Origin of the sequence: Bacteroides sp. MSK.20.12 (assembly GCF_019052435.1) — a bacterium.
GTDB lineage: Bacteria > Bacteroidota > Bacteroidia > Bacteroidales > Bacteroidaceae > Bacteroides > Bacteroides xylanisolvens.
On sequence record NZ_JAHQVH010000045.1, the window covers coordinates 1 to 23,037 of the forward strand.

General features: G+C 40.4%; 21 protein-coding genes. 6 read left to right on the forward strand and 15 right to left on the reverse strand.

What is annotated here, in order from left to right:
* Positions 1-383: 383 nt before the first annotated feature.
* Both dapA and ligA read right to left on the reverse strand, forming a co-directional pair.
* Entirely contained in the window at positions 384-1,277 is an 894-nt protein-coding gene (dapA, locus tag KTR06_RS19355; RefSeq protein ID WP_004312921.1) for a 4-hydroxy-tetrahydrodipicolinate synthase, read from the reverse strand.
* 59 nt (positions 1,278-1,336) lie between these two features.
* The gene (ligA, locus tag KTR06_RS19360) at positions 1,337-3,337 is read right to left on the reverse strand and encodes an NAD-dependent DNA ligase LigA (RefSeq protein ID WP_120069759.1); all 2,001 of its coding nucleotides are present in this window, start codon (positions 3,335-3,337) and stop codon (positions 1,337-1,339) included.
* 75 nt (positions 3,338-3,412) lie between these two features.
* Here ligA and trmD point away from each other — a divergent pair, with 75 nt between their 5' ends.
* The gene (gene trmD, locus KTR06_RS19365; protein WP_004312919.1) at positions 3,413-4,090 is read left to right on the forward strand and encodes a tRNA (guanosine(37)-N1)-methyltransferase TrmD; all 678 of its coding nucleotides are present in this window, start codon (positions 3,413-3,415) and stop codon (positions 4,088-4,090) included.
* Positions 4,091-4,306: 216 nt separating this feature from the next.
* Here trmD and KTR06_RS19370 read toward each other — a convergent pair whose 3' ends face one another.
* The 5 genes from KTR06_RS19370 to KTR06_RS19390 all read right to left on the reverse strand — a co-directional run bounded on the left by KTR06_RS19370 (position 4,307) and on the right by KTR06_RS19390 (position 9,561).
* Positions 4,307-5,218: a dihydroorotate dehydrogenase gene (locus KTR06_RS19370; RefSeq protein ID WP_004312918.1), complete on the reverse strand. Its 912-nt coding sequence runs from the start codon at positions 5,216-5,218 to the stop codon at positions 4,307-4,309.
* The gene (locus KTR06_RS19375) at positions 5,206-5,982 is read right to left on the reverse strand and encodes a dihydroorotate dehydrogenase electron transfer subunit (protein WP_004312917.1); all 777 of its coding nucleotides are present in this window, start codon (positions 5,980-5,982) and stop codon (positions 5,206-5,208) included. Before KTR06_RS19375 ends, KTR06_RS19370 begins: the two co-directional genes overlap by 13 nt.
* Before the next feature lie 76 nt (positions 5,983-6,058).
* Complete coding sequence (locus tag KTR06_RS19380) at positions 6,059-6,529, reverse strand: helix-turn-helix domain-containing protein (RefSeq protein WP_120069755.1); 471 nt, start codon at positions 6,527-6,529, stop codon at positions 6,059-6,061.
* Between the two features lie 1,211 nt (positions 6,530-7,740).
* Positions 7,741-8,760 (reverse strand): DNA polymerase III subunit delta, encoded by a 1,020-nt coding sequence (holA, locus tag KTR06_RS19385; RefSeq protein ID WP_008022370.1) that lies wholly within the window; start codon positions 8,758-8,760, stop codon positions 7,741-7,743.
* A gap of 24 nt (positions 8,761-8,784) precedes the next feature.
* Positions 8,785-9,561, reverse strand: coding sequence for an AMP nucleosidase (locus KTR06_RS19390; protein WP_004312914.1), 777 nt, complete (start codon positions 9,559-9,561; stop codon positions 8,785-8,787).
* Between the two features lie 63 nt (positions 9,562-9,624).
* On the opposite strand from KTR06_RS19390, the gene KTR06_RS19395 reads away from it, so the two are divergent.
* Complete coding sequence (locus KTR06_RS19395; RefSeq protein WP_008022371.1) at positions 9,625-10,074, forward strand: type I restriction enzyme HsdR N-terminal domain-containing protein; 450 nt, start codon at positions 9,625-9,627, stop codon at positions 10,072-10,074.
* Positions 10,075-10,240: 166 nt separating this feature from the next.
* On the opposite strand, the gene KTR06_RS19400 is transcribed toward KTR06_RS19395, so the two are convergent.
* From KTR06_RS19400 to KTR06_RS19420, 5 genes are all read right to left on the reverse strand, one after another.
* Entirely contained in the window at positions 10,241-13,396 is a 3,156-nt protein-coding gene (locus KTR06_RS19400; protein WP_217290718.1) for an efflux RND transporter permease subunit, read from the reverse strand.
* Between the two features lie 139 nt (positions 13,397-13,535).
* The gene (locus KTR06_RS19405) at positions 13,536-14,669 is read right to left on the reverse strand and encodes an efflux RND transporter periplasmic adaptor subunit (protein ID WP_032811761.1); all 1,134 of its coding nucleotides are present in this window, start codon (positions 14,667-14,669) and stop codon (positions 13,536-13,538) included.
* Positions 14,670-14,703: 34 nt separating this feature from the next.
* Complete coding sequence (locus KTR06_RS19410; protein ID WP_049702819.1) at positions 14,704-16,101, reverse strand: efflux transporter outer membrane subunit; 1,398 nt, start codon at positions 16,099-16,101, stop codon at positions 14,704-14,706.
* Positions 16,102-16,321: 220 nt separating this feature from the next.
* Positions 16,322-17,152 carry a zinc ribbon domain-containing protein gene (locus KTR06_RS19415; protein ID WP_004312909.1) on the reverse strand — a complete coding sequence of 277 codons (831 nt, stop codon included), beginning with the start codon at positions 17,150-17,152 and terminating at the stop codon, positions 16,322-16,324.
* A 5-nt stretch (positions 17,153-17,157) separates the two neighbouring features.
* Complete coding sequence (locus tag KTR06_RS19420) at positions 17,158-18,252, reverse strand: Nif3-like dinuclear metal center hexameric protein (RefSeq protein WP_008022379.1); 1,095 nt, start codon at positions 18,250-18,252, stop codon at positions 17,158-17,160.
* A gap of 280 nt (positions 18,253-18,532) precedes the next feature.
* On the opposite strand from KTR06_RS19420, the gene KTR06_RS19425 reads away from it, so the two are divergent.
* Both KTR06_RS19425 and KTR06_RS19430 read left to right on the forward strand, forming a co-directional pair.
* Positions 18,533-19,036 (forward strand): RNA polymerase sigma factor, encoded by a 504-nt coding sequence (locus tag KTR06_RS19425; protein ID WP_004312907.1) that lies wholly within the window; start codon positions 18,533-18,535, stop codon positions 19,034-19,036.
* Between the two features lie 232 nt (positions 19,037-19,268).
* Positions 19,269-19,682, forward strand: coding sequence for a DUF4891 domain-containing protein (locus tag KTR06_RS19430; RefSeq protein WP_117685100.1), 414 nt, complete (start codon positions 19,269-19,271; stop codon positions 19,680-19,682).
* A gap of 53 nt (positions 19,683-19,735) precedes the next feature.
* Here KTR06_RS19430 and KTR06_RS19435 read toward each other — a convergent pair whose 3' ends face one another.
* From KTR06_RS19435 to KTR06_RS19445, 3 genes are read right to left on the reverse strand one after another with little or no spacing between them, the layout of a single operon-like run.
* Complete coding sequence (locus KTR06_RS19435) at positions 19,736-20,014, reverse strand: hypothetical protein (protein ID WP_217290719.1); 279 nt, start codon at positions 20,012-20,014, stop codon at positions 19,736-19,738.
* Positions 20,011-20,805, reverse strand: coding sequence for an ABC transporter permease (locus KTR06_RS19440; protein ID WP_118407553.1), 795 nt, complete (start codon positions 20,803-20,805; stop codon positions 20,011-20,013). The genes KTR06_RS19435 and KTR06_RS19440 overlap by 4 nt, the downstream gene beginning before the upstream one ends.
* A 51-nt stretch (positions 20,806-20,856) precedes the next feature.
* Positions 20,857-21,477 carry an ATP-binding cassette domain-containing protein gene (locus KTR06_RS19445; RefSeq protein WP_151935463.1) on the reverse strand — a complete coding sequence of 207 codons (621 nt, stop codon included), beginning with the start codon at positions 21,475-21,477 and terminating at the stop codon, positions 20,857-20,859.
* A 155-nt stretch (positions 21,478-21,632) separates the two neighbouring features.
* Between KTR06_RS19445 and KTR06_RS19450 the strand changes: the two genes are divergently transcribed.
* A complete protein-coding gene (locus KTR06_RS19450) occupies positions 21,633-22,544 on the forward strand; it encodes a YafY family protein (protein ID WP_217290720.1) in 912 nt (303 codons plus the stop codon).
* Positions 22,545-22,566: 22 nt separating this feature from the next.
* The gene (locus KTR06_RS19455; protein WP_217290721.1) at positions 22,567-22,806 is read left to right on the forward strand and encodes a hypothetical protein; all 240 of its coding nucleotides are present in this window, start codon (positions 22,567-22,569) and stop codon (positions 22,804-22,806) included.
* Positions 22,807-23,037: the final 231 nt, after the last annotated feature.

Genomic DNA, 23,037 nt, shown 5'->3' on the forward strand with positions numbered 1-23,037 from the left:
TATATGCATGAAGGGAATTGACTAAACTTAATCCCCCAAGAATTACAACTGAGCCAAAGCATAGCTTTTGATAGGCTAAAGCCATGCTTTTCTATGTCTAAAGCGCCGCTTTACAGAACAAAAACAACCTATATCATCTACGCAAGCTTAGAAAATAACGCAAAATATAATCCACCACAACAAACAACAGCTTTTAAGAAGCTCCTTCATCTCTAGATTCCTTATTCATAGGCTATTCAGAAGAAAGATGAAGGAGAGAATAAAAATAAAAAAATCATAGGCTGATTTAAAATAAATATCCCAATGATTGATTTTAATCATTGGGATATTTATTTTAAACACTTCGATGTTTATTATGAACTAGTCAAAAGCCCATCTTTTTTTCAGCATTTAATATTCAATTCATTCAAAACCTTACGTATTGCCTCAAATGTAGTAATACGAGTGGGAACCAGCGGCAAACGAAGCTTGTTCTCGATCATACCCATCGCATTTAACATTGATTTTACGCCTGCCGGATTTCCATCGACAAATAGCAAGTTAAATAATTCCGTAAACCGATGATGAATAGTCAACGCATTGGCAAAGTCTCCTTGAAGCGCCAAACGTGTCATGCGACTAAATTCACGAGGAAAAGCATTACCAATCACCGAAATCACACCAACAGCACCTAATGTTATGAGAGGAAAGGTAATACCATCATCTCCAGAGATTACATTAAAGTTTTCCGGTTTATTTTTAATAATATCATCCATTTGCGTGATATTGCCGGATGCTTCTTTAATAGCAACTACGTTATTGAAATCACGGGCAATCCGTAACGTAGTTTCAGCAGTCATATTTACTCCCGTACGTCCCGGAACATTATACAATACGATGGGGAGCTCCGTAGCTTCCGCAATCGCTTTATAATGCTGATAAATACCTTCTTGAGAAGGTTTATTATAATATGGCACCACAGACAATATCGCATCAACCCCTGTAAAATCATCGTTTTTCAATGTTTCTACAATAGCGCGAGTATTATTACCACCTACACCCAACAGAATAGGAATTCTTCCGTTAACGCGGTCAATTACCATCTTTTTTATGGTTTTCTTTTCTTCCTCGGTCAGAGTCGGTGTTTCAGCTGTAGTTCCCAGCACACACAAGAAATCCGCATTATTCTGCAATAGATAGTCCACCATACGCATCAACGCGTCATAGTCAACGCTCTCATCCTCTTTGAAAGGAGTAATCAGTGCTACCCCCATTCCTTTCAATTTAGTCTGTATCATGAGTTTTAATTATAATCTCTAATTTATTTAGCCGCAAAAGTACGAATATTTTTCTTATCTTACGATATAAGTTTCAGAAATTCGTCTTCGCTTAATATGGTTATTCCAAGTTTTTTTGCTTTTTCGAGCTTTGCAGGTCCCATATTATCTCCAGCCAGGATAAAACTCGTTTTCGCGGAAATGCTTCCAACATTTTTTCCTCCGTTTTTCTCGATAAGTTCCTTATATTCGTCACGCGAGTGATGGATAAACACGCCGCTGATAACAATAGACTGTCCTGCCAACTTATCAGTGTATCCACTCAAATCTTCCTCTGTACGATAAAGTTGCAGTCCAGCCTCCTTTAGCCTGTTAACCAACTCACGATTAGACTCATTAGCAAAATAAGCAAGTATACTTTGAGCTATTTTTTCTCCGATTTCATCGATACTTACCAATTTTTCAAGATCTGCCTGCTGTAAATCATCGATATTCTCAAACGACTTCGCAATCTTTTTAGCCACAGTCTCACCAACAAAGCGGATTCCTAAAGCAAAGATTACACGCTCGAAAGGAACTGTTTTACTTTGCGCAATTCCCGTTACGATATTCTCTGCCGATTTTTCACCCATACGATCCAAACCTTTGATATCATTAGCTGTAAGTTTATACAAGTCGGCCGTATTTTCAATTAATCCCAAGCGATAGAACATATCCACCGTTTCCGGCCCTAATCCATCAATATTCATAGCCTTTCGACTAATAAAATGCTCTATTTTGCCTTTGATTTGAGGAGGACACGCTGTTTCATTCGGGCAATAATGAGCAGCTTCTCCTTCATACCTGACTAATTTACTGCCACATTCGGGACAATTAACGATGAACCGAACCTTCTCACCAAGCATAAAACTACGTGCATCTTTATCAACCCCTGTAATCTTAGGAATAATTTCACCACCTTTTTCTACATAAACCATGTCTCCAATATGCAAATCAAGCCCCTCGATAATATCCGCATTGTGCAAGGACGCACGTTTTACAACCGTTCCTGAAAGCTGCACAGGATCCAGATTAGCTACCGGTGTGACAGCTCCGGTTCTTCCTACCTGATAAGTCACCTTATTCAAACGGGTCAACGCACGTTCTGCCTGGAATTTATAAGCAATAGCCCATCGAGGAGATTTAGCCGTAAATCCCAAATTCTTCTGCTGCCTCAAACTGTTCACCTTTAAAACAATCCCATCTGTGGCAACCGGCAGATTTTTACGCTCTACATCCCAATAATTGATAAATTCAAAAACCTCCTCTAATGTCTGGCACTTACGTGTCAAATCAGAGATTTTAAAGCCCCATTTTGCCGCTTCCTGAAGATTTTCATAATGTCCGTCACAAGGCAGGTTATCCCCCAGCAAATAATACAAATAAGCATCCAGTTTGCGGGAAGCCACAATAGAAGAATTCTGCAACTTCAATGTGCCGGAAGCCGCATTTCTCGGATTGGCAAAAAGCGGCTCTTCACGCGCTTCTTTCTCTCGATTCAACTCTTCAAACACTTCCCATGGCATAAGAATTTCTCCACGTATCTCAAAAGAGGCAGGATAATTATCACCATGCAATACAAGCGGAATAGAACGGATCGTTTTCACATTATCCGTCACATCATCCCCCTTTTCTCCATCACCACGGGTGACGGCACGAACCAACTTCCCATCTTCATAAGTCAGCGAAATAGAAGTACCGTCATATTTCATTTCACAACAAATCTCGAAATCCTCATTTAATGCCTTACGGACACGGTCGTAGAAGTCCGTCACTTCCGCTTCCGAATATGTATTTGCCAGTGACAACATAGGATATTTATGAGCCACTTGCGTGAAATTCTTGTTTAAATCGCTACCTACACGCATCGTAGGCGAATTTTCATCTTTATATTCCGGATGTGCCTGTTCCAAATCCTGAAGTTCACGCATCTTGTCGTCAAACTCTTTATCCGAGATTTCAGGAGCATTCAACACATAATAATTATAATTATGCCGGTGAAGTTCGGCACGCAATTCCTCTATTTTTTCCTTTATATCCATATTTCTTCGATTGTTTAAGGCAAAAATACATGTTTATCTTTGAATATTTGTACTTTTGCGAAAAATTAAAAGATTATGCGCATTGATATTATAACAGTTTTACCCGAAATGATTGAAGGATTCTTCAATTGTTCTATCATGAAACGAGCTCAAGATAAAGGACTTGCAGAGATACATATTCACAATCTGCGTGATTATACCGAAGATAAATATCGCCGTGTCGATGATTATCCTTTTGGAGGGTTTGCCGGAATGGTTATGAAAATAGAACCCATTGAGCGTTGCATCAATGCTCTGAAGGCAGAACGCGACTACGATGAAGTTATTTTCACGACCCCTGACGGAGAACAGTTCAACCAGCCGATGGCCAACAGCCTCTCGTTGGCACAGAATCTCATTATTCTTTGCGGACATTTCAAAGGTATCGATTACCGCATCCGCGAACACCTGATTACTAAAGAAATCAGCATTGGAGATTACGTATTAACAGGAGGAGAACTAGCAGCAGCGGTGATGGCGGACGCCATCGTACGTATCATCCCCGGAGTCATTTCTGATGAACAGTCCGCACTTTCCGATTCTTTCCAGGATAATTTGCTGGCAGCACCTGTATATACACGACCTGCGGATTATAAAGGATGGAAAGTTCCCGATATTCTCTTATCCGGCCATGAAGCAAAAATCAAAGAATGGGAACTGCAACAATCCTTGGAACGTACCAGAAAACTTCGTCCCGACTTATTGGGAGAATAAAATAAAGTGTAAATAAAAACGACGGTGAAGAATATGTAAATCCTCACCGTCGTTTTTATTTTGCCTTCAGTTTATAAAGATCTTACTGATAGCTAATCGTTAAACACAGACTTATTTTTCATCCGCTGTTTCCAGCCTGCTTATTCTTCCTTTATTCAAAAGAAAAATAGCATTTTTCTCGCAGACTTAGCGCGAATGGTTATTGTATGTTCCCAATTACACCTCAAGCGCACCAATAATTTCCTTTACAGACTTACATCCGTGTCTTTCCAGGTAATTATTTATACCATCTTCCACTTTAATAGTAACAGCAGGATCTATGAAATTTGCCGTACCAATCTGGATAGCTGTCGCACCTGCAAGCATGAATTCGACAGCATCTCTCCAGTCCATAATACCTCCTAAACCAATGACAGGAATATTTACCGCCTTAGCAACTTGCCATACCATACGCAATGCAATAGGTTTTACGGCCGCTCCCGACATTCCTCCTGTTATCGTTGATAAAATAGGGCGTTTACGTTCCGCATCAATCGCCATACCCAGCAATGTATTGATTAATGACACGCTATCTGCACCACTTTCTTCTGCTGCGCGAGCTATTTCGGTGATATCCGTAACGTTTGGGGAGAGTTTTACGATAAGTGTCTTTTTGTAAGCAGAACGCACTGCTTTCACTACTTCTGATGCCCCTTTTGCTGACACACCAAAAGCCATACCTCCTTGCTTCACATTGGGACAAGAGATGTTTAGTTCTATAGCAGGAATTTTGTCAAGTTCGTTAATGATTTCAGCCGTTTTCACATAATCTTCGATAGCAGACCCCGAAACGTTTACAATCATATTCGTTTGAATGTCTTTTATACGGGGATATATATGCTCTACGAAGTAGTCAACACCTTTATTTTGCAGTCCTACAGCGTTTAACATCCCAGAAGGAGTCTCTGCCATACGCGGATAAGGATTCCCTTCACGTTTGTGAAGAGTCGTCCCTTTTACAATAATACCACCTATTCGCGTTATATCAATAAAATCAGAGAACTCTTCACCATATCCAAATGTACCGGATGCCGTCATTACCGGGTTCTTCATTTGTAATTCACCAATGTTTACACTCAAATCTGCCATAGTAGTTTATTTATATTAAAAACAGGACCTTCTTTACATACACACAAGTGACCTTCTGTCGTATTTTCCACACAGCACAAGCATGCTCCGATACCACAAGCCATTGTATTTTCCAAAGAAACTTCACATTCTATCTGATTACTTTTGGCATATTTTGCCACAGCCACCATCATTGGTTTAGGACCACAAGTGTAAATCTGCTCAAATCGTACCTTATTTAATATAGAATGTTGAGTTACGTATCCTTTTTCGCCATGGCTACCATCCTCCGTAGTAGTATACACCTCTCCATATTTGGCAAACTCTTCCAGCTGCAACAAATCTTTGTCGCTACGGGCACCTAACAAGAACGTAGGTTTGTGGCCTTTTTTAGCCAATTGTTCACCTAAATACAACATGGGAGCTGTTCCGACACCTCCACCAACTAATAAGAGCTTATCAGAAGCCTCTTGAGGCATTGTGTATGCATTTCCCAGCGGAAGCACCACATTAATTGTATCACCAGAATTAGCCTCTGCCAGACGTCTTGTTCCATCACCAACCAGCTGGATCAGAAACCAGACCTCATTTCGCTGTTTATCTACAAAATTAATAGAAATAGGACGACGCAAGAATGTAGTAGGCGAACCGTCCACCCGGATTTCTGCAAACTGCCCAGGTAACATTTCGGGCAGTAATGACTGAGACGTCAATTTTAGCAATACATAGTTTGCATTCAATCTGATATTCTCGGTCACTGTCAGATCTAAAATAAATTTCTTCATGTATGGATATAAAAGTATAAATTCGTATTCCGGGTGCAAAGATACAGGAAATTGCTCAAACCACCGATTTTACTCTTTATTTTTCAGGCCTAAACGTCTCATAGGTATTATCATCGAAAAATATTCTTATTTCTGTGATTTTCCTGGCAGGCTTTTCTATATACCTAATCTCTTGTTTTACAATCTCTTTAGGGGCATTTTCAGCGTTTCTTAATGGCATTTCCTTGCGATTTTCCGGAATAGCCGACTCTTTGGACGAATTTATGAGATTCTCGTCGAATAAAGAAGGCAGATAATCGCTATTAGAAGAAGAAAAAGATGTCTCTTCTTCAGATACCATCATTTCGCCCTTTCCATAAAGCAACCATTCAAGATTTACATAGTCATACTTTTGATGAACCTTCATTACGACCTCTAAACTGGGTTTATTCCGATCATTTAAAATATGAGAGAGAGTAGATTGTTGTACTCCGATTGTTTCAGCAAAAACTCTAGGAGGAACTTTTTCTCTCTCCATTATCATTCTGATTCTGTCTTTTATTTCCATACTACCTTCTTTTTATTACAATTGTATGTGTTATGCACCTAATTCACAAAAATACATATTACATCATTGATTATACAAAGGTAAATATTTAGATTCACAAAAGCAAATTACAAATATAAAAATATTAATATCACAAAAATACACTGCTCTATACAAATCGAATATTACGTTTGTATATCAAACAAAAACAGTAAATACAAAGATATATCTTTAGTTGAATAATTATATATAAAATGCAGATATATAGATATATAACTGGTGTACATACAAGCCAAATAGAGTTATTCACAAATATACATACCACCTAAAAGAAACCTTTATAGTATAAATTGACATAACAACGCATATCACACTGAACTACAACTAAATAAGTAGATATTTCTTATTTGTTAATTGTCATACAACTACATTTGTATATGTAATATTAATATTGTAAACGCGTAAATACACTATTGTGAAGAACTCTTTTGGATCACATTTGTATTGAATTCACATTCCTATATTACACATTGGTAACATGCTAAATATACAAAAGTAAATATCGATAGTTGCAAAAGCAATAAAAGGAAGGAATCAACCCATACTTTACCAATGTATATTACTATTTTTGTCTAATCATCCTTTACAATTTTCTCTAAAAAGCAAATCCTTGCGATATTTCTGTACCAATCTCCAGATATTTATTTTTTTTCGATTCTAGAAGGCTTATTTTTTGTATAAACAAATGATATACAATAGTTTAATCCCAATAAAGTGAATCTATATTTCTATTAAACTAGAAAAAAATCATGCTGTAACAATCCAATATAGTCTGAACTATCAAAATGACATTAATGGGCAACTTTAGAAAAAGAGAAAATCTCCATTCTCACTATAAAATGGTAGCATCAAAATCTAAAATGCTTTTTTGATAAAACTCAAGGATCAGTAAACTTTTCTCGTTAAAAAATTCAAGCTTTAGATTTAATGAAAATGTATTTTCTGAAAAGATAGGGCAATATAAAATTAAAAAACTGTTTGTGTGATTAGCCAAACAGTAACTCTATAAAACGATGAAATAACTAAATTTATTTGTAAAAATAATCACAGAAAATAGTGAGAGGACTTTTTGAGATAAGTATAATTGCGGGAATATAAAAAAGACATATACTCCCCATTTCTATCTATGGTAAAAGTATATGTCTGATGATATATGTAATTCTTAATTCGACTTAATGCAAAATTTTAAACACCAGCTCGCGAAGAATATCCCCATCTGTCATAGAACTGTTTTGGACTCCTTTAGATTTTGCATCAGCATATCGTATTTCTCCAACAATTTGCATCGTCTTTACTCCACTATATTTTCGCATTGCCGCCATATAATCCCGAGCCTGCCATGGAGTTCTTAATCCTAGCATGTTTGCAATTCCTTGCTCTGATTTATCCGGCGCATAATAAGTCAACATCAAGTTGGAGTAAAAGCTAAATAATAGAGACAGCGTCATTTGGATTGGATTTGTTTTCGGATTTTCCTCAAAATATTTTATTATTTTGTTCGCTTTCAATATATCCTTTTCCACTAAAGCACTGCGCAATTCAAAGTTATTATAGTCTTTGCTTATGCCGATATTCTTTTCTATCTGTTCAGGAGTAACACGTTTTTGTCCAGCAGGTAAAGTGATAATCAGCTTTTCAAGTTCTCCGGTCAGACGACTTAAATCCGAGCCTACAAAATCAGCAAGCATAGAAGTTGCCTTCGGTTCCACATCAACCCCTTTTCGTTTCATATATGAAGCGATAAAACCGGGAAGTTGCGCATCTTTGATTTTTTTAGACTCAAACAATACACCTGTTTTTTCCACCTCGGCAGCTAACTTCTTTCTACGATCCAAAGTTCCATGCTTATGGCATATCACTAAGATAGTGGAAAGTAAAGGCTTTTGAAGATAATATGACAACTCCTCCATATTACGCACGGCCTGTGCTTCCTTAACGACTACTACTTGATGTTCTGACATCATGGGATAACGCTTTGCGGCATTTATAATCGTTGCCACATCCACGTCAGCACCATACACAACAGTCAGGTTGAATTCTTTTTCCGTTTCACTCAACACATTATCTGTTATGTAATCTGCAATCAAGTCGATATAATACGACTCTTCTCCCATCAGGTAATAGACAGGGCGATACTGCTTTGCTCTCAATTCCTTGAGGATGTCATCACAGGTCAATTCTTGTTTTGCCATATATATTTTTTCAGAAAGACCGGATTACCAGTCGAATTTCAAGTGTTTAACAGTTTTCTTTTCATCAATAATCATACGCAGAGAAGCAATGCCAATTTCAACATGCTCTTCTACATAATTTCTGGTCACCAAATTATCGCTTTTATCCGTTTTCACTCCATCGGGAGTCATTGGCTGATCAGATACCAATAATAATGCACCGGTAGGAATATGATTGGCAAAGCCACAACTAAACAGAGTTGCAGTTTCCATATCGACTGCCATAGCCCGTGTCTTTGTCAGATATTCTTTGAACGCATCATCATGTTCCCAAATACGACGGTTAGTGGTATATACAGTACCGGTCCAATAGTCGCGGCCTTTGTCACGAATGGATGAAGAAACGGCACGCTGCAACATAAATGCAGGCAACGCAGGAACCTCGGGAGGAAAATAATCATTGGAAGTTCCCTCCCCACGGATAGCCGCAATAGGAAGAATCAAGTCACCAAGCTGGTTTTTCTTGTCGATACCACCACATTTTCCGAGGAATAAACATGCTTTGGGGCGAATAGCACCCAGCAAGTCCATGATGATAGCAGCGTTGGGACTTCCCATACCGAAGTTAATCATTGTGATACCTTCGGCAGAAGCAGAAATCATATTTGCGTCCCTTCCTAAAATAGGAACATTAAACTGATTTGCGAAAATCTCGACGTACTTGTTGAAGTTAGTCAACAGAATATACTCTCCAAAATCCTCCAGGTTACGTTTTGTGTAACGCGGCAGCCAATTAGCTACGATTTCTTCTTTTGTTTTCATAATTATCTATTAAATTTGTGCTCCCAATAATGGGAACCATTATTTAACTTACAAAAATAATAAATGTTATCGTTAAACCTACCAGTATTCGACACTAAAATAAACGTACGAAACGGAAAAAATGTAATTTTCGACGTTATTCGTAAACGATATGTCGCCCTTACCCCTGAAGAATGGGTACGGCAACACTTTGTTCACTTTCTTATTGCACACAAAGGATATCCGACTACCCTTCTTGCCAATGAAGTAATGGTGAAGTTGAACGGTACTACCAAACGATGCGATACAGTACTTTACCGGAGGGATTTATCAGCCCGGATGATTGTAGAATATAAAGCACCACACATTGAAATAACGCAAGCTGTTTTCGATCAGATCACCCGATATAATATGGTACTGAAAGTAGATTACCTGATTGTCAGCAACGGAATGCAACATTATTGCTGCCGTATGGATTATGAACATCAGAGCTATACGTTCCTCCAGGATATTCCTGATTACCATTCTTTATAAAATAATCCGCTGTTTTCGCCTTAAAAAAACAGCCTTACCGACAAGAATAAAATAGCGTCACTATCCCCTCAAGATAGTGACGCTATTTGCCTACTATGGTGACGCTATCCCGAACAGATAGCGTCACTATACCAACGACCCTTCCAGACAGTCTTCAAACAGCTTTTTACTTCTGCGTTGCAGCATCTTTCCCGCCACCATCATCTGCTTTCTTTTTACTGAATCGCTCTTGCAATTTCTGCATCAATTCGTAAAAATTAGGAATATAAATAGTAGCCAATAAAGTATTCATAGCCATACCGAACACAACAGCGGCTCCCAATGCTATACGACTTTGCGCACCTGCGCCGGTAGCGAACAACAACGGCATTACTCCTAGTACAAAAGCAAAAGATGTCATCAGGATCGGACGCAAGCGGACATGTCCCGCTTCAAAAGCAGCTTCCCGAATCGAATTACCTTCGGCACGGAAATCACGGGCAAATTCCACAATCAAAATACCGTTCTTTGCCGAAAGCGCAACAAGCAGAATGATACCGATTTGCGTATAAATACTGACCGGAGTTCCCATAATCAGACAGCCAATCATAGCACCCAATAATGCGACCGGCAATCCGATAACGGCTGCCACCGGGCTGGTCCAACTCTCATACTGTGCAGCAAGTACCAGGAAAGCAACAATTAGAGCCATCACGAGTACAATAGTAGTTGTATTTCCTGCCTGTGTTTCCTGATAAGCCACAGAAGTCCATTCATATCCAAACTCATCTCCCAGCTGTTCCTTAAATAATGCTTCCACTTCCTGTATGGCCTGCCCGGTGCTACTTCCCGGAGCAACATTACAAGTCAGAGAAGCAGTCGAATACATATTATAACGGTTTATTTGATCCTGTCCTAACTGTTCCTCCACTTTGGTGAAAGAAGAAAAAGGTACCATCTCTCCTGCCGTATTCGGCACACTTAGTTTCAAGACATCATCAATCACGCGCTGTGCCTGATCCCGTGCCTCAATCTTCACTTGATAGATACGTCCGAATTCAACAAAATCATTCACATAAGCCGCTCCCATATAATAGCCCAATGTAGAGAACACATCATTCAAGGCAATCCCCATAAACTGCACTTTATCACGATCAATATTCAAGAAATACTGCGGAACATTTGCCTGATACTGACTGGACACAGATCCTAAAGCCGGTTTAGAATGATAAGAAGCAAGCAACGCATTGATAGCTTGTTGCATTTCCGTCGGCCCCAGGTTACGCCGGTCTTCCAACTGAAGTTGCAAACCGCCGGAAGCACCCAGTCCCGGAATAGCCGGAGGAACCATCGCAAATACTTCCGCAGCCTGAATAGTCATATACGCTTCACCATTAAAACGGTTGACTACGGCAGCAGCCGTATGCTCCTTCCCTTTCCTTTCATCCCAGTTTTTCAGTACCACAAAATAAGTTGCCGAGTTGCTCTGCTCGCCGCCACCCATTATCGAGAAGCCGGAAATGCCAATATAATTCTTCACTTCCGGATAAGAATCCAGAATTGCATTAACCTTATCTCCCACTGCCTGCGTACGTTCAAGGCTGGCTGCAGGCGGAAGTTGAACAACAGCAATAAAATATCCGTCATCCTCGTCCGGAATGAAAGTAGACGGCCAATGCATAAAGAGCAATACAGCAATAACAGTCAAGACACCGTAGGAAACAAGAGCCATTCCGGGACGTTGAAGCAACCATTTGACAATCTTGTCATACACTCCTTGCGTCTTGTCGTATGCCTTATTGAAACCTTTGTATATAAAGAAGTTAGAAGGTTTGCTCTTTTCAAGAAACAACGCACAGAGTGCAGGGGTCAATGTCAACGAATTGAAACCGCTCAACACGGTAGAAGCAGCAATGGTCAATGCAAACTGCTTATACAACTGCCCTGAAATTCCGCTAATCATCATCGTAGGAATAAACACAGCCAGCAATACAAGCACTACCCCGACAATCGGGCCTGTAATCTCTCCCATCGCTTTCGTCACCGCTTCGCGGGGGGAGTACTGCCCGGTTTCCAGTAACCTCGAAGCATTCTCCACCACCACTATCGCGTCATCCACCACAATGGCAACTGCCAGAATCAGCCCGAACAACGTCAATGTATTGATAGAAAAACCAAATGCCGCCATCACGGCAAATGTACCAATCAACGATACCGGGATGGTAATACAAGGAATAATCACAGCCCTCCAATTCTGCAGGAACAGGAAAATAACGAGAATCACCAGCAAAGTCGTTTCAAAGAATGTGACCATCACTTCATCAATAGAAGCATGGATCACATCGGTTGTATCCAAAGTGACATTATACGAAACTCCTTTCGGGAAACTTGCCGCCAATTCCTCCATTTTGGCCTTCACTCCTTTGGATACATCCAGCGAATTGGAACCCGGTTGCTGGTAAATAGCAATGGCAGCCGTAGGTTTTCCATTCAATCGTGACACTACGCTATATGACGCAGAACCCAAGTCGATGCGTGCAATATCCTTCAGGCGAAGCATCGCTCCGTTCTGTTCGCGGCGGATAATAATATCGCCGAACTGTTCTGGAGATTTCAATCGTCCCTGGACATTCAATGTATACTGAAAAGCATTATTATTATCCTGCCCGATGGGTTGACCGATATATCCGGCAGATACTTCCACATTCTGCGACTGGATAGACTGATAAACCTGTTGCGGTGAAATATCCCGTATACGCATAGCCTCCGGATCGAGCCAGATGCGCATTGAATAGTCCCCAGCTCCCATAACATTCACAGCACCCACTCCGGGCACACGTGTCAGCTGGTCTACTAAATTCAGTTTGGCATAATTAGTCAGATACAGGCTATTGTATACAGAATCCTGCGAAGTCATTGTCAGGAACATCACAATGTTTGAAGACTGTTTCTGCACAGTGACTCCTTGCACAACTACCGGTTCCGGCAGTGATGATTGCGCGATACTTACCCTGTTTTGTACCTGCACAGTTGCCATATCGATGTCCGTACCGACAGCGAATGTAATGGTCAGAGAATACGCTCCCGAAGAGGAAGAATTGGAAGACATATAAAGCATACCATCTACACCATTCACCTGCTGTTCGATAGGAATACCCACTGTTTGGGCAACAGTTTCAGCATTTGCCCCGGGATAAACGGCAGAGACCTGCACCGTTGGCGGCGTGATCTCCGGAAATTGCGCCACAGGCAATATATTGAGTGTGACCAGACCGGCTACTACAATAAGCAGGGCAAGGACAGTAGCAAATATCGGTCGGTTGATAAAAAACTTAGAAAACATAATATATAGGTTTAAAAGCAGCCTCTCCACAGCCTTCTCCCAAAGAGAGGGAGCAAGAAGTTACCTTTGTTAATTAATCGGTTTTAAGTACATCGCCTTTATTGATTTCATCTGTTAGTCAATCAGTTAGCAAAGGACTTTACTTTTCTCTCTTGGGAAGAGAATCAGGAAGAGGCTTTATCTTCATTCCGTCTCTGACTTTCATCAAAGCCTCTGTGACATACTGTTCTTGCGGAGAAAGTCCTCCCACTACCTGCCGTAAAGTGCCGTCGACCAACTGCCCTATTTCAATATGCCGGTAATGAACTATATTCGAATCATTTACAACATATAAATATTTGCCCAACTGATCGGTCCCGATAGAACCTTCTTTCACCAGCACCGCATTTTTAGCTTCTCCATAAGGTAAAGTAATGCTTACATACAACCCACTCTTCAATATCCCTTTCGGATTATCAAAATTGGCACGAACCGTCAGCGTTCCTGTATTCAAATCTACATTGGGTGAAAGATAGTCGAGGGCAGCCGGATAAGTTTCAGTTCCCTCCTTTCCCAGTTGAACCATTATTTTCTGCGGAAGATTGGCAGGTAATTGTTGGTTATCCATAGCCATCGTCAACCATTGATTATCAGCTACATTGAAGTAAGCATACATCTGATTATCCTTATAAATAGTAGCCAATGTAACCGGCTGCAACGAGCCGCCGACATAACTTCCTACATCCACCGTCGCCTTACTGATAGTGCCATCAAACGGCGCACGAACATAACAATATCCCAAGTTTGTACGGGCGGTACTCAAAGCAGCTTCCGCATTGCTGACAGCTGCAACCCCTTCTGCCACAGACGATTCAGCCTGAAGCACCTGTATCTGACTGACAGCATCACTCTTTACAGCCTCTTTCATACGGCTATAATTATTACGGGCATATTCCAGTTGAGCCTGGGCGGTTTTCAGTTCTGCTTCTGCCTGCTCCACCTTGTCTTTATACAAAGTAGGTTCAATGACAAACAGCAGTTGTCCCTGTTTCACTCGTCCGCCAGGAACATACGAGGTAGACTGCAAGGTTCCGTTCACTCGGGCCACAAGATTCACCGTTTTTTCAGTTGTCAGATAGCCCGGGTAATCTTTCGTCAAAGTAATATCCTCCACTATGGGTTTGGTCACGCTAATTTCCGGAGTTGGCATACCTCCCATCGCTCCTGTACTTTTCTTCTCCTTACAACCTGTCAATATAGGCAGTGCAAGAAAGATATACATCAGTTTTTTCATATCTGTTAGGTTATATATTTTTTGATTGATTTTTTTATTCTCTCCAACCGCCTCCCAAAGCCTTGTAGAGGGCTATTAGTTGCAAAAGTGAACTCCCTTGTGCCTGTACCAGCTGATTCTCGTAAGATAACAGAGAACGTTGCGCATCGAGTACGTTTTGGAAAGGCGAGAGCCCCTGCTTGTACAATTCCAGTGAAAGTTTCAATGTCTCAATCCCTTGATTACGCACTTCCCGCAGGGCTACAATCTGTTTGATTGAATTCCGATAGCCATTCATAGCGTTGTCAGTCTCCTGTACGGCAGTCAAAACCGTCTGGTTAAACTGATTGATCGCTTCATCCAGTTGCGCTTTTGCCAGTCGGGTTGCGTTCACCAACTGTCCTCCGTTGAAAATAGTCCAGCTCAATGACGGAGCGATTTCATAAGTCATACTTTTACTTTTGGTGAGATCCTTCAAATCACGGGCGGCATATCCAAATGATCCTTTCAAGAAAACTTTCGGCAACCAATCCGCTTTTGAGGCTCCCAGCAATGCCGCTTGTGCATTCACGCTCAATTCCGCACCTCGTACATCAGGCCGTCTCAATAACAAATCGACAGGTAGCCCCACTCCGATCGGTTCCATGTAATCGGGCAGTGTTCCGCCGGATTCGAGAACCGGACGAATATCCTGCGGATACATTCCCAATAAAACGGCCAATGTCGTTATATACTGATTGATACCCGCTTCCAGTTGAGGAATGGAGGCTTTCGTATTATACAACACAGACTTAGCCTGTGCCACATCGAGCTTGGCAACAAGTCCGGTATTATAGCGTACTTCCGTGATTTTCAAAACTTCCTCCTGCGAAGCACTGTTTTTCTTCACCACCTCAAGTTCTTGTTGCAATTCCCTTAGATTGATATAGGCCGAGGCTACCTCCGCAGCCAACGAAACCATAACACCTGTGTACTCTTCCTTACTGGCGGCAAAATTCTCTTTCTGTGCTTTTACCCGCTTGCGGATACTGCCAAAGATATCCAGCTCCCAACTCATACTTAACGAAGCATCATAATAATGATCCGTTGTTTGAGGCAGCGAACTGGTATTTCCACTTGTTTCCTGACGGGTCCACCCTGCATTCAGTCCGATGGAAGGAAAGAAATTACTACGTTCTATCCAAAGATTGGCACGGGCAGCGGCTATACGGTTGATTGCCATTGCAACGGAATAATTACGATCTACTGCCAGAGCTATCAAAGAGTCCAGTTTGGCGTCTTGGAATGACTTCCACCAATGGTCATCCACCGGAAGTATCTGTTGAAACACTTCCCCGCTCTCTTCCCAATCGTTAGGGAGCGGAGCTTTCAAATAACGGTTTGCAGTCTGTCCAACCGCAGTTACAGTTGAAAGAAACATAAGGAGCGATGTGCCCCACACTCGTATACTCATATCAGTTCAGGTTTTTATGAAATGAAAAGATAACAACTAAAGGGTAAGTTTGTTTACCGGAGTAAAATTGGAGTAAAACTCCCACGCGACGCAATATTATTTTGAAGTATTCGATTTCCCTTTATACGGGCACTTACTAAAACAAAAAAAGCCCCGCATTGCTGCAGGGCTTACTTTATATATCAAAATAGTAACTTTACTTACTACTTCACTGCTTTCTTTATTCAGCAGTTTTTCTTCTGATAGCTCTTTTGGTAGTAGTTGCCGGAGCTTCTTCCACCTTGTGTTCGATTTGCACACCAGCCAATTCCGGGTCAATCATAATACGTCCGCAGTATTCGCAAACGATTACTTTCTTACGAGAGCGGATATCCAGCTGTCTCTGGGGCGGAATCTTGTTAAAGCAACCACCACATGCGTCACGTTGTACATACACAATACCCAATCCGTTACGAGAGTTCTTGCGGATACGTTTGAAAGACTGCAACAGACGTGGTTCAATCTTAGTTTCCAAGTCTTTAGCTTTGTCTCTCAATTTCTCTTCTTCCTGTTTGGTTTCAGAGATAATTTCATCCAGTTCGCTCTTTTTCTGCTCCAGGTCTTTCATCCTTTCGTTAAGAATCTGATCGTTCTTTGTCACTTCAGCCTCTTTTTCTTCTTTATCAGCAGAATATTCTTTGATTCTCTTTTCGCAAAGTTCGATCTCCAATGTCTGGAATTCGATTTCCTTTGTCAAGAAGTCATATTCACGGTTGTTGCGAACATTGTCTTGTTGTGACTTATATTTTTCTACTGAAGCCTTTGCTGTTTCGATTTCTACTCTCTTGCCGGCAATAGCAGATTTCAGTTCATCCACTTCAGCTTTGATCTTGTCGATACGGGTACTCAAACCGGCAATTTCATCTTCAAGGTCTTGCACTTCCAACGGAAGTTCACCTCTCAATGTCTTGATTTCATCAATCTTAGACAACATCGTTTGCAGTTGGAACAGTGTCTTCAGTTTCTGTTCTACCGTCAACTCATTCGGATCTTTTTTTGCTTCTCTAGCCATTTTACTTATAAATATTTTATGGGATTCGTATTTATTTTACTCAATTGGAGTGCAAAATTAGGAAATAAATCCCGGATTATGGAATAAAAAATTTCTTTTGTATATTGTTCGCTTTCGTAATGACCAATCTCCGCCATCAGAATATCTTCTTCGTGACCGAAATAATCATGATATTTAATTTCGCCGGTAATAAAAACATCCGCTCCCGACCGGATTGCCTGTGGAAGCAAAAATGCACCTGCACCGCCGCACAATGCCACTTTCTGTATCTCTCTTCCTTTCAGCTTGTTGTGACGCAAACATCCCACTTCGAATGTCTTCTTGATGCGTTTCAAAAATTCGAGTTCTGTCTCCGATTCATCCAGTTCACCGACAATTCCCGATCCCGCCTGCGACCAGTCGTTCAATAACGGATAAATGTCGAATGCCGGTTCCTCATAAGGATGGGCAGCCAATAAAGCCTTGATGGTTTCCGCCTTTTTAAAGGAAGGAAGAATCGTTTCAATCCTCACCTCCTCTTCGTGGTGCAGTTCTCCGATTGTTCCACAAAAAGGATGCGTTCCCTCTTTTGCCCGGAAAGTTCCCTCTCCTTTCAGATTGTAACTGCATGAATCATAGTCGCCTATATTTCCGCATCCGGCAGCAAACAGTGCTTCGCGTACCGCGTCAGCTTGTGCGTAAGGGACAAACGTCACCAACTTAACCAAGTTATTCTCTTTCGGCTCAAGCACTTTCAAATTCTTCAATCCGATTTTTTCGGCTATCTTATAATTGACTCCACCTTGTGCATTATCCAGATTGGTATGCGCCGAATAGATCACAATATCATTCTTTATTGCTTTCAATATACAGCGTTCCACATAATCCTTGCCCGTAATGGATTTATATCCTTTAAAAATCAGCGGATGATGAGATATGACGAGATTGTAACCCAACGCGATCGCTTCATCCAACACAGCTTCAGTAACGTCAAGACACAACAAAGCCCCTGTTGCTTCCGCTTCTGTCAATCCGATTTGCAGGCCGGCATTATCAAAGCCGTCTTGCAATGGCAGAGGCGCGAATCGTTCAAGGGCGCTTACTATTTGCTTAATTTTCATTATTTGTAGAAAATTTGGTTGCAAATATAATAAATAAAAAAGGAATAATCATACTAAACGATCGTTTTTTAGAGAATTTATCGTTATCCGTTTTCTTGAGACCACCGTAAAAAGATATCAAACACCACCCGAAAACTATCAAATAAGACCTAAAAACTATCCGATGATAGAAATTCCCCTAAATTCCGTCGGATTCTCCCCCAGCGGGATCGACAAAATACCTTAAACTTGCAACATCAAAATTTTAACAACGAATACTCACATTTTAAAAACAACACATATGAAAAGTTTAAGCTTCAGAAAAGACTTGGTAGGCGTTCAGGAAGAACTACTACGTTTCGCATACAAACTGACAACAGACCGCGAAGAAGCGAACGATTTGCTGCAGGAAACCTCATTAAAAGCATTAGATAACGAAGAAAAATATACACCTGATACAAATTTCAAAGGATGGATGTATACCATCATGCGCAATATCTTTATCAATAACTATCGCAAGGTAGTTCGTGACCAGACATTTATTGACCATACGGACAATCTCTACCATCTTAATTTACCGCAAGATGCAGGGTTTGAAAGTACGGAAAAGACATACGACCTGAAAGAGATGCACCGCGTAGTCAATGCTCTTCCGAAAGAATACAGAGTTCCGTTCGCCATGCACGTTTCCGGATTCAAATACCGCGAAATTGCAGAAAAACTGAATCTTCCGTTGGGCACTGTAAAGAGCCGTATCTTCTTCACACGCCAGAAATTACAGGAAGAACTGAAAGATTTCCGCTAAACCCTAACTATATCTACATCAGTTTCAGATTAAACAATTGATTTCATTTTTCAGTTTTATCAATAGGCAAAAGGCAAAGAGAGTGTATATTCTTTTTGCCTTTTGCCTATTTTCATCGGACAAATATGGATAAAAATCAATGTCGGAATAAAAACTAATTATAAAATTCTGCGTAAAACTTCCGTTATTTATTGAAAATCTGTATTTTTACTTCCACTAAATAATAAATACGATGAAAACAATTCTGACTCTACTGTTGCTGATAGTTGTGACGACCTCCTGTCAACTCAAAAAGAGTGATAATACGGAAACGGCTGTAACCGAGTCTACAGAAATTGACAATGCCGAAGATTGCACGGCAGATACGGTCAAAGCTACTGCTATCTTCTGGATTGATAAAGCAGAAACCAAACACTGCAAAGAGTACGGCTTTCGTACCATCAAAGCCCATGTTCTTATTCGTGAAGATGGAAAGGTCGATTTGATGTCATTCGTCAAAAAACAATCTCCGGCTGTAGAGACGTACATACGCCATCATCTTTCCAAATTTAAAGTGTCGGAAAAGATGTTTGAAGGCGGGTATGTGCAACCCGGAGAACAATTCGTGCAGCTTCGCTGCTTATGGGGAATGTTGAAAGGCAAGTAATCAATGTGCTCACAACCGGAGCTAAAAGCAAAGATAACCCGTTGTCTTAGCGTCTATCTTTCGCTTTTCATCTGTACTTTGTTTTTCAGCGCATACCGCTCGTCTACCACCCTGTCGGTAGGAAAGAAAGTGAAAATAAGCCGCCACTCTCCTTCTTTATAGATAAATTTACGCCCGCTGGCTCCACGAAGAATTGCTTTGTGCTTTTCCCTCAGGAACGATTCGATATGTTCCGGCATTTCAGTGCCGGATGCCGAAAACTCCACTGTTATAAAAAAATGCGGAATAGAAATTTCAGCCACTTTACGGAATATCTGATCGGTAACTGTCATTTTCGGGGTTCTTTGGTTACCTCTAATAATTTCCCGTATGCGTCAAAAGATCGGCGTGAAGCCAATGAAATAGTTATCATCAGCGACAGCATAGATGCCGTAAAAGTAATCACCATAATCATCATCTGATACTTGATGGCAACATTCGGACTGCTTCCTCCCAGGATTTGTCCGATCATTGTGCCGGGAAGAGCAACCAATCCCATCACGGAAATGTTCGCAATCAGCGGACTGAAGGATTTAATAATGGCCTGTCGGATAAATGGAGCCTGCGCTTCCTGCCTTGTTGCTCCGTTCCCCAGTAAATAACGGTACAACTGTTGCTCACGTTTTAATCCGCTATAATACGTATTCAAAGCTATCACATTGCTCGAAAGCATATTACCCATCAGGATACCGAATATCGGAATAAAGTATTGGGCGCTAAATATATTGTCCAATTGAAGAACAATACCGATAAAGTACAAGCCTACCAGTACAACACTACAAAGAAATCCTACCGTAATAGGGATTAATAAGATACGACGTTTCAACTGGGTACGCACCAGTGCTGTCTGTCCGGCTACGAATATCATAATTATCACCCAAAGGAAGTTAATCCAGGGATTGTTCCACAAAAAGAGATATTTCAGATACATGCCGATAAAGAACAGTTGGATAATCATCCGTATTGTACCAATCAGGGCAGGTTTCAGTAGTCCCGTTTTAAACTTCCAAAGATAAAAGAACGGGATGGCAAGCAGAAGCAAGCCTATAAAAAGATTATAATATGATATATCAATCGTTCCCACAGTGTATTCTTAACAATTCTATCCGATTCGTGTTAGCGTTCTCTCCAATCGTTACAATTCTATTAAATAATGACAACCCGAAGCAAAGTCCTTATCATGCGATACAGCCAGCACTGCTGTTCCCTTTTCCGCCTGTCGCCGGAAAAAAGACAAGACCCTACCGGTCGAATCGGCATCCAAAGCAGAAGTCGGTTCGTCTATAATAATCAGAGGTTTATTGAGCATAGCGGCTACGGCGAGCATGATGCGTTGACGCTGACCGCCCGACACTTCATTCACTCTCTTGGTATATAATTCATGTTCCAGTCCCAATTCATCAAAACAGGCAAAAAGCCTTTCTTCCGAAAAAGGGACAGAACGGTTCACTTTCAGTCCGAACGGGAGAGCTACCATCTCTTTCACCCATTCAAAAGGCAATGCCAATTCCTGGGGAATCCATGCAATCTGCCGCCTGACTGTATCAATAGTCGATCTATCCAGTACCATTCCTCCTATCCTGATTATCCCTTCTTTCAACGGAACAAAACCCATTATCGCATTCAGCAACGAAGTCTTTCCACAACCAGATTGTCCTACAATACAGGCAGTTTCTCCCCTTTCCAATTTCATATTAAAACCGGAAACAAGAACCTCCGTCCCAAAAGCAATACAAATGTTCTCAATATGTAGCATTTAATCGTACCTTTTGAAAATTTCACCAAAAGTATAAAAAAACAAGGGCATACGTATCAAAATCCCTTTGTTTTCTTAGAAATTTTCTTAGAACGACATGTTTTGTCGTCACGTGACATTATCTTTGCTCTTGATAATTAAAATTAATACCAAATATGGGCAAGAAACGGGAAGGAATGCAACGAATGCTGGTCATTATCAATAAATTAAAAGGACCGCAACAGTATGTGCCACGTAAAGAATTGGAGAACTACGTGACACATCGCATGGAAGAACGAGATGGAACACCTGTAGACATAAGAACTTTGCAGCGAGACTTCAAAGATATAGAAGATCTATTTGGTATCCGCATCTGTTTTGATAAGAAACAAAACGGTTATTATATCAATGAGGAAGACGATTTGAAAAAGGAGCAGTACGAACGGCTTCTGCTAAACTTCGACCTATTGAATGCTTTGGACAAAACTTCCAACCTACACACCTATGTTCTTGCCGAACATCATCGACCAAACGACAGTGAATGTCTTCCGGCATTGATAAAAGCCATTAAATTCTTTCACCCGGTAGAATTCAGTTATATTTATGTACGTGAAGGAGACAAAGTACGCAAAAAGAAAGTCTTACCTTATTATCTGAAAGAAGACCAGCAAAGATGGTATCTCCTCGCCTATGACAACAACATATTAAAAACTTTCAATATAGACTGTATCCGCAATCTCCAAATCCTTTATGAGGAAACCTTCAAAAGGAATATGAATATTGATGCAAACAACTTATTTAAAGACAGCTACGGCATCTGGAATCAGACAGATATTCCAGTAGAAAATATTGAACTAAGCTATAGTGCATTAGATGGTAGTTTCTTGAAATCGATTCCTTTGCATCATTCACAAGAAATCATTACGGACAATGAGATGGAATTTCGAATCAGATTACGCCTTCGTATTACTAATGATTTTGTAATGGCATTGCTCTCACGTAGTAGTTCACTTACAGTAATTGAACCGTTACATCTTCGGGAACGAATACGGAAAATTTATGAGGAAGCAATAAAAAGACATTTATAATATAACGTTTAACATTAAAACTATGAATCTATTTAAAGCATTATTTGGTAGCAGTTTTTTTCAGCAAGAAATGAAACGTAATCAACAATATCGCGACAACTATGCCTGCTGTGATGATATTGACGTAAACATTGATTTTGCAGAAGAGATTGAAGATGAAATACAGAATGAAAAACTGTTTTTATTTGACTATATACCCGAATCTTATTCACATGATGATGAGAATGAAGAAATGGATGATGAGATAGATTTGATAGGATAAGAGATTGATTGTTAACGAAGACTATACTTAAACCTAAAAAAAACAATGCCCCAGAGTGTTATATTGCAAAATATATCTATATTTGCACTGTCATCATAAGCAATTATATGACATTACATTTTATTAGATGAAAGTGTTTTGCTTTTATCCTTATTCGGGAAATCTGGTAAATTTCAAAAGGAACAGGGATAACAATAACACTCATCACTTGTATTTTCGTATGTGTTACCT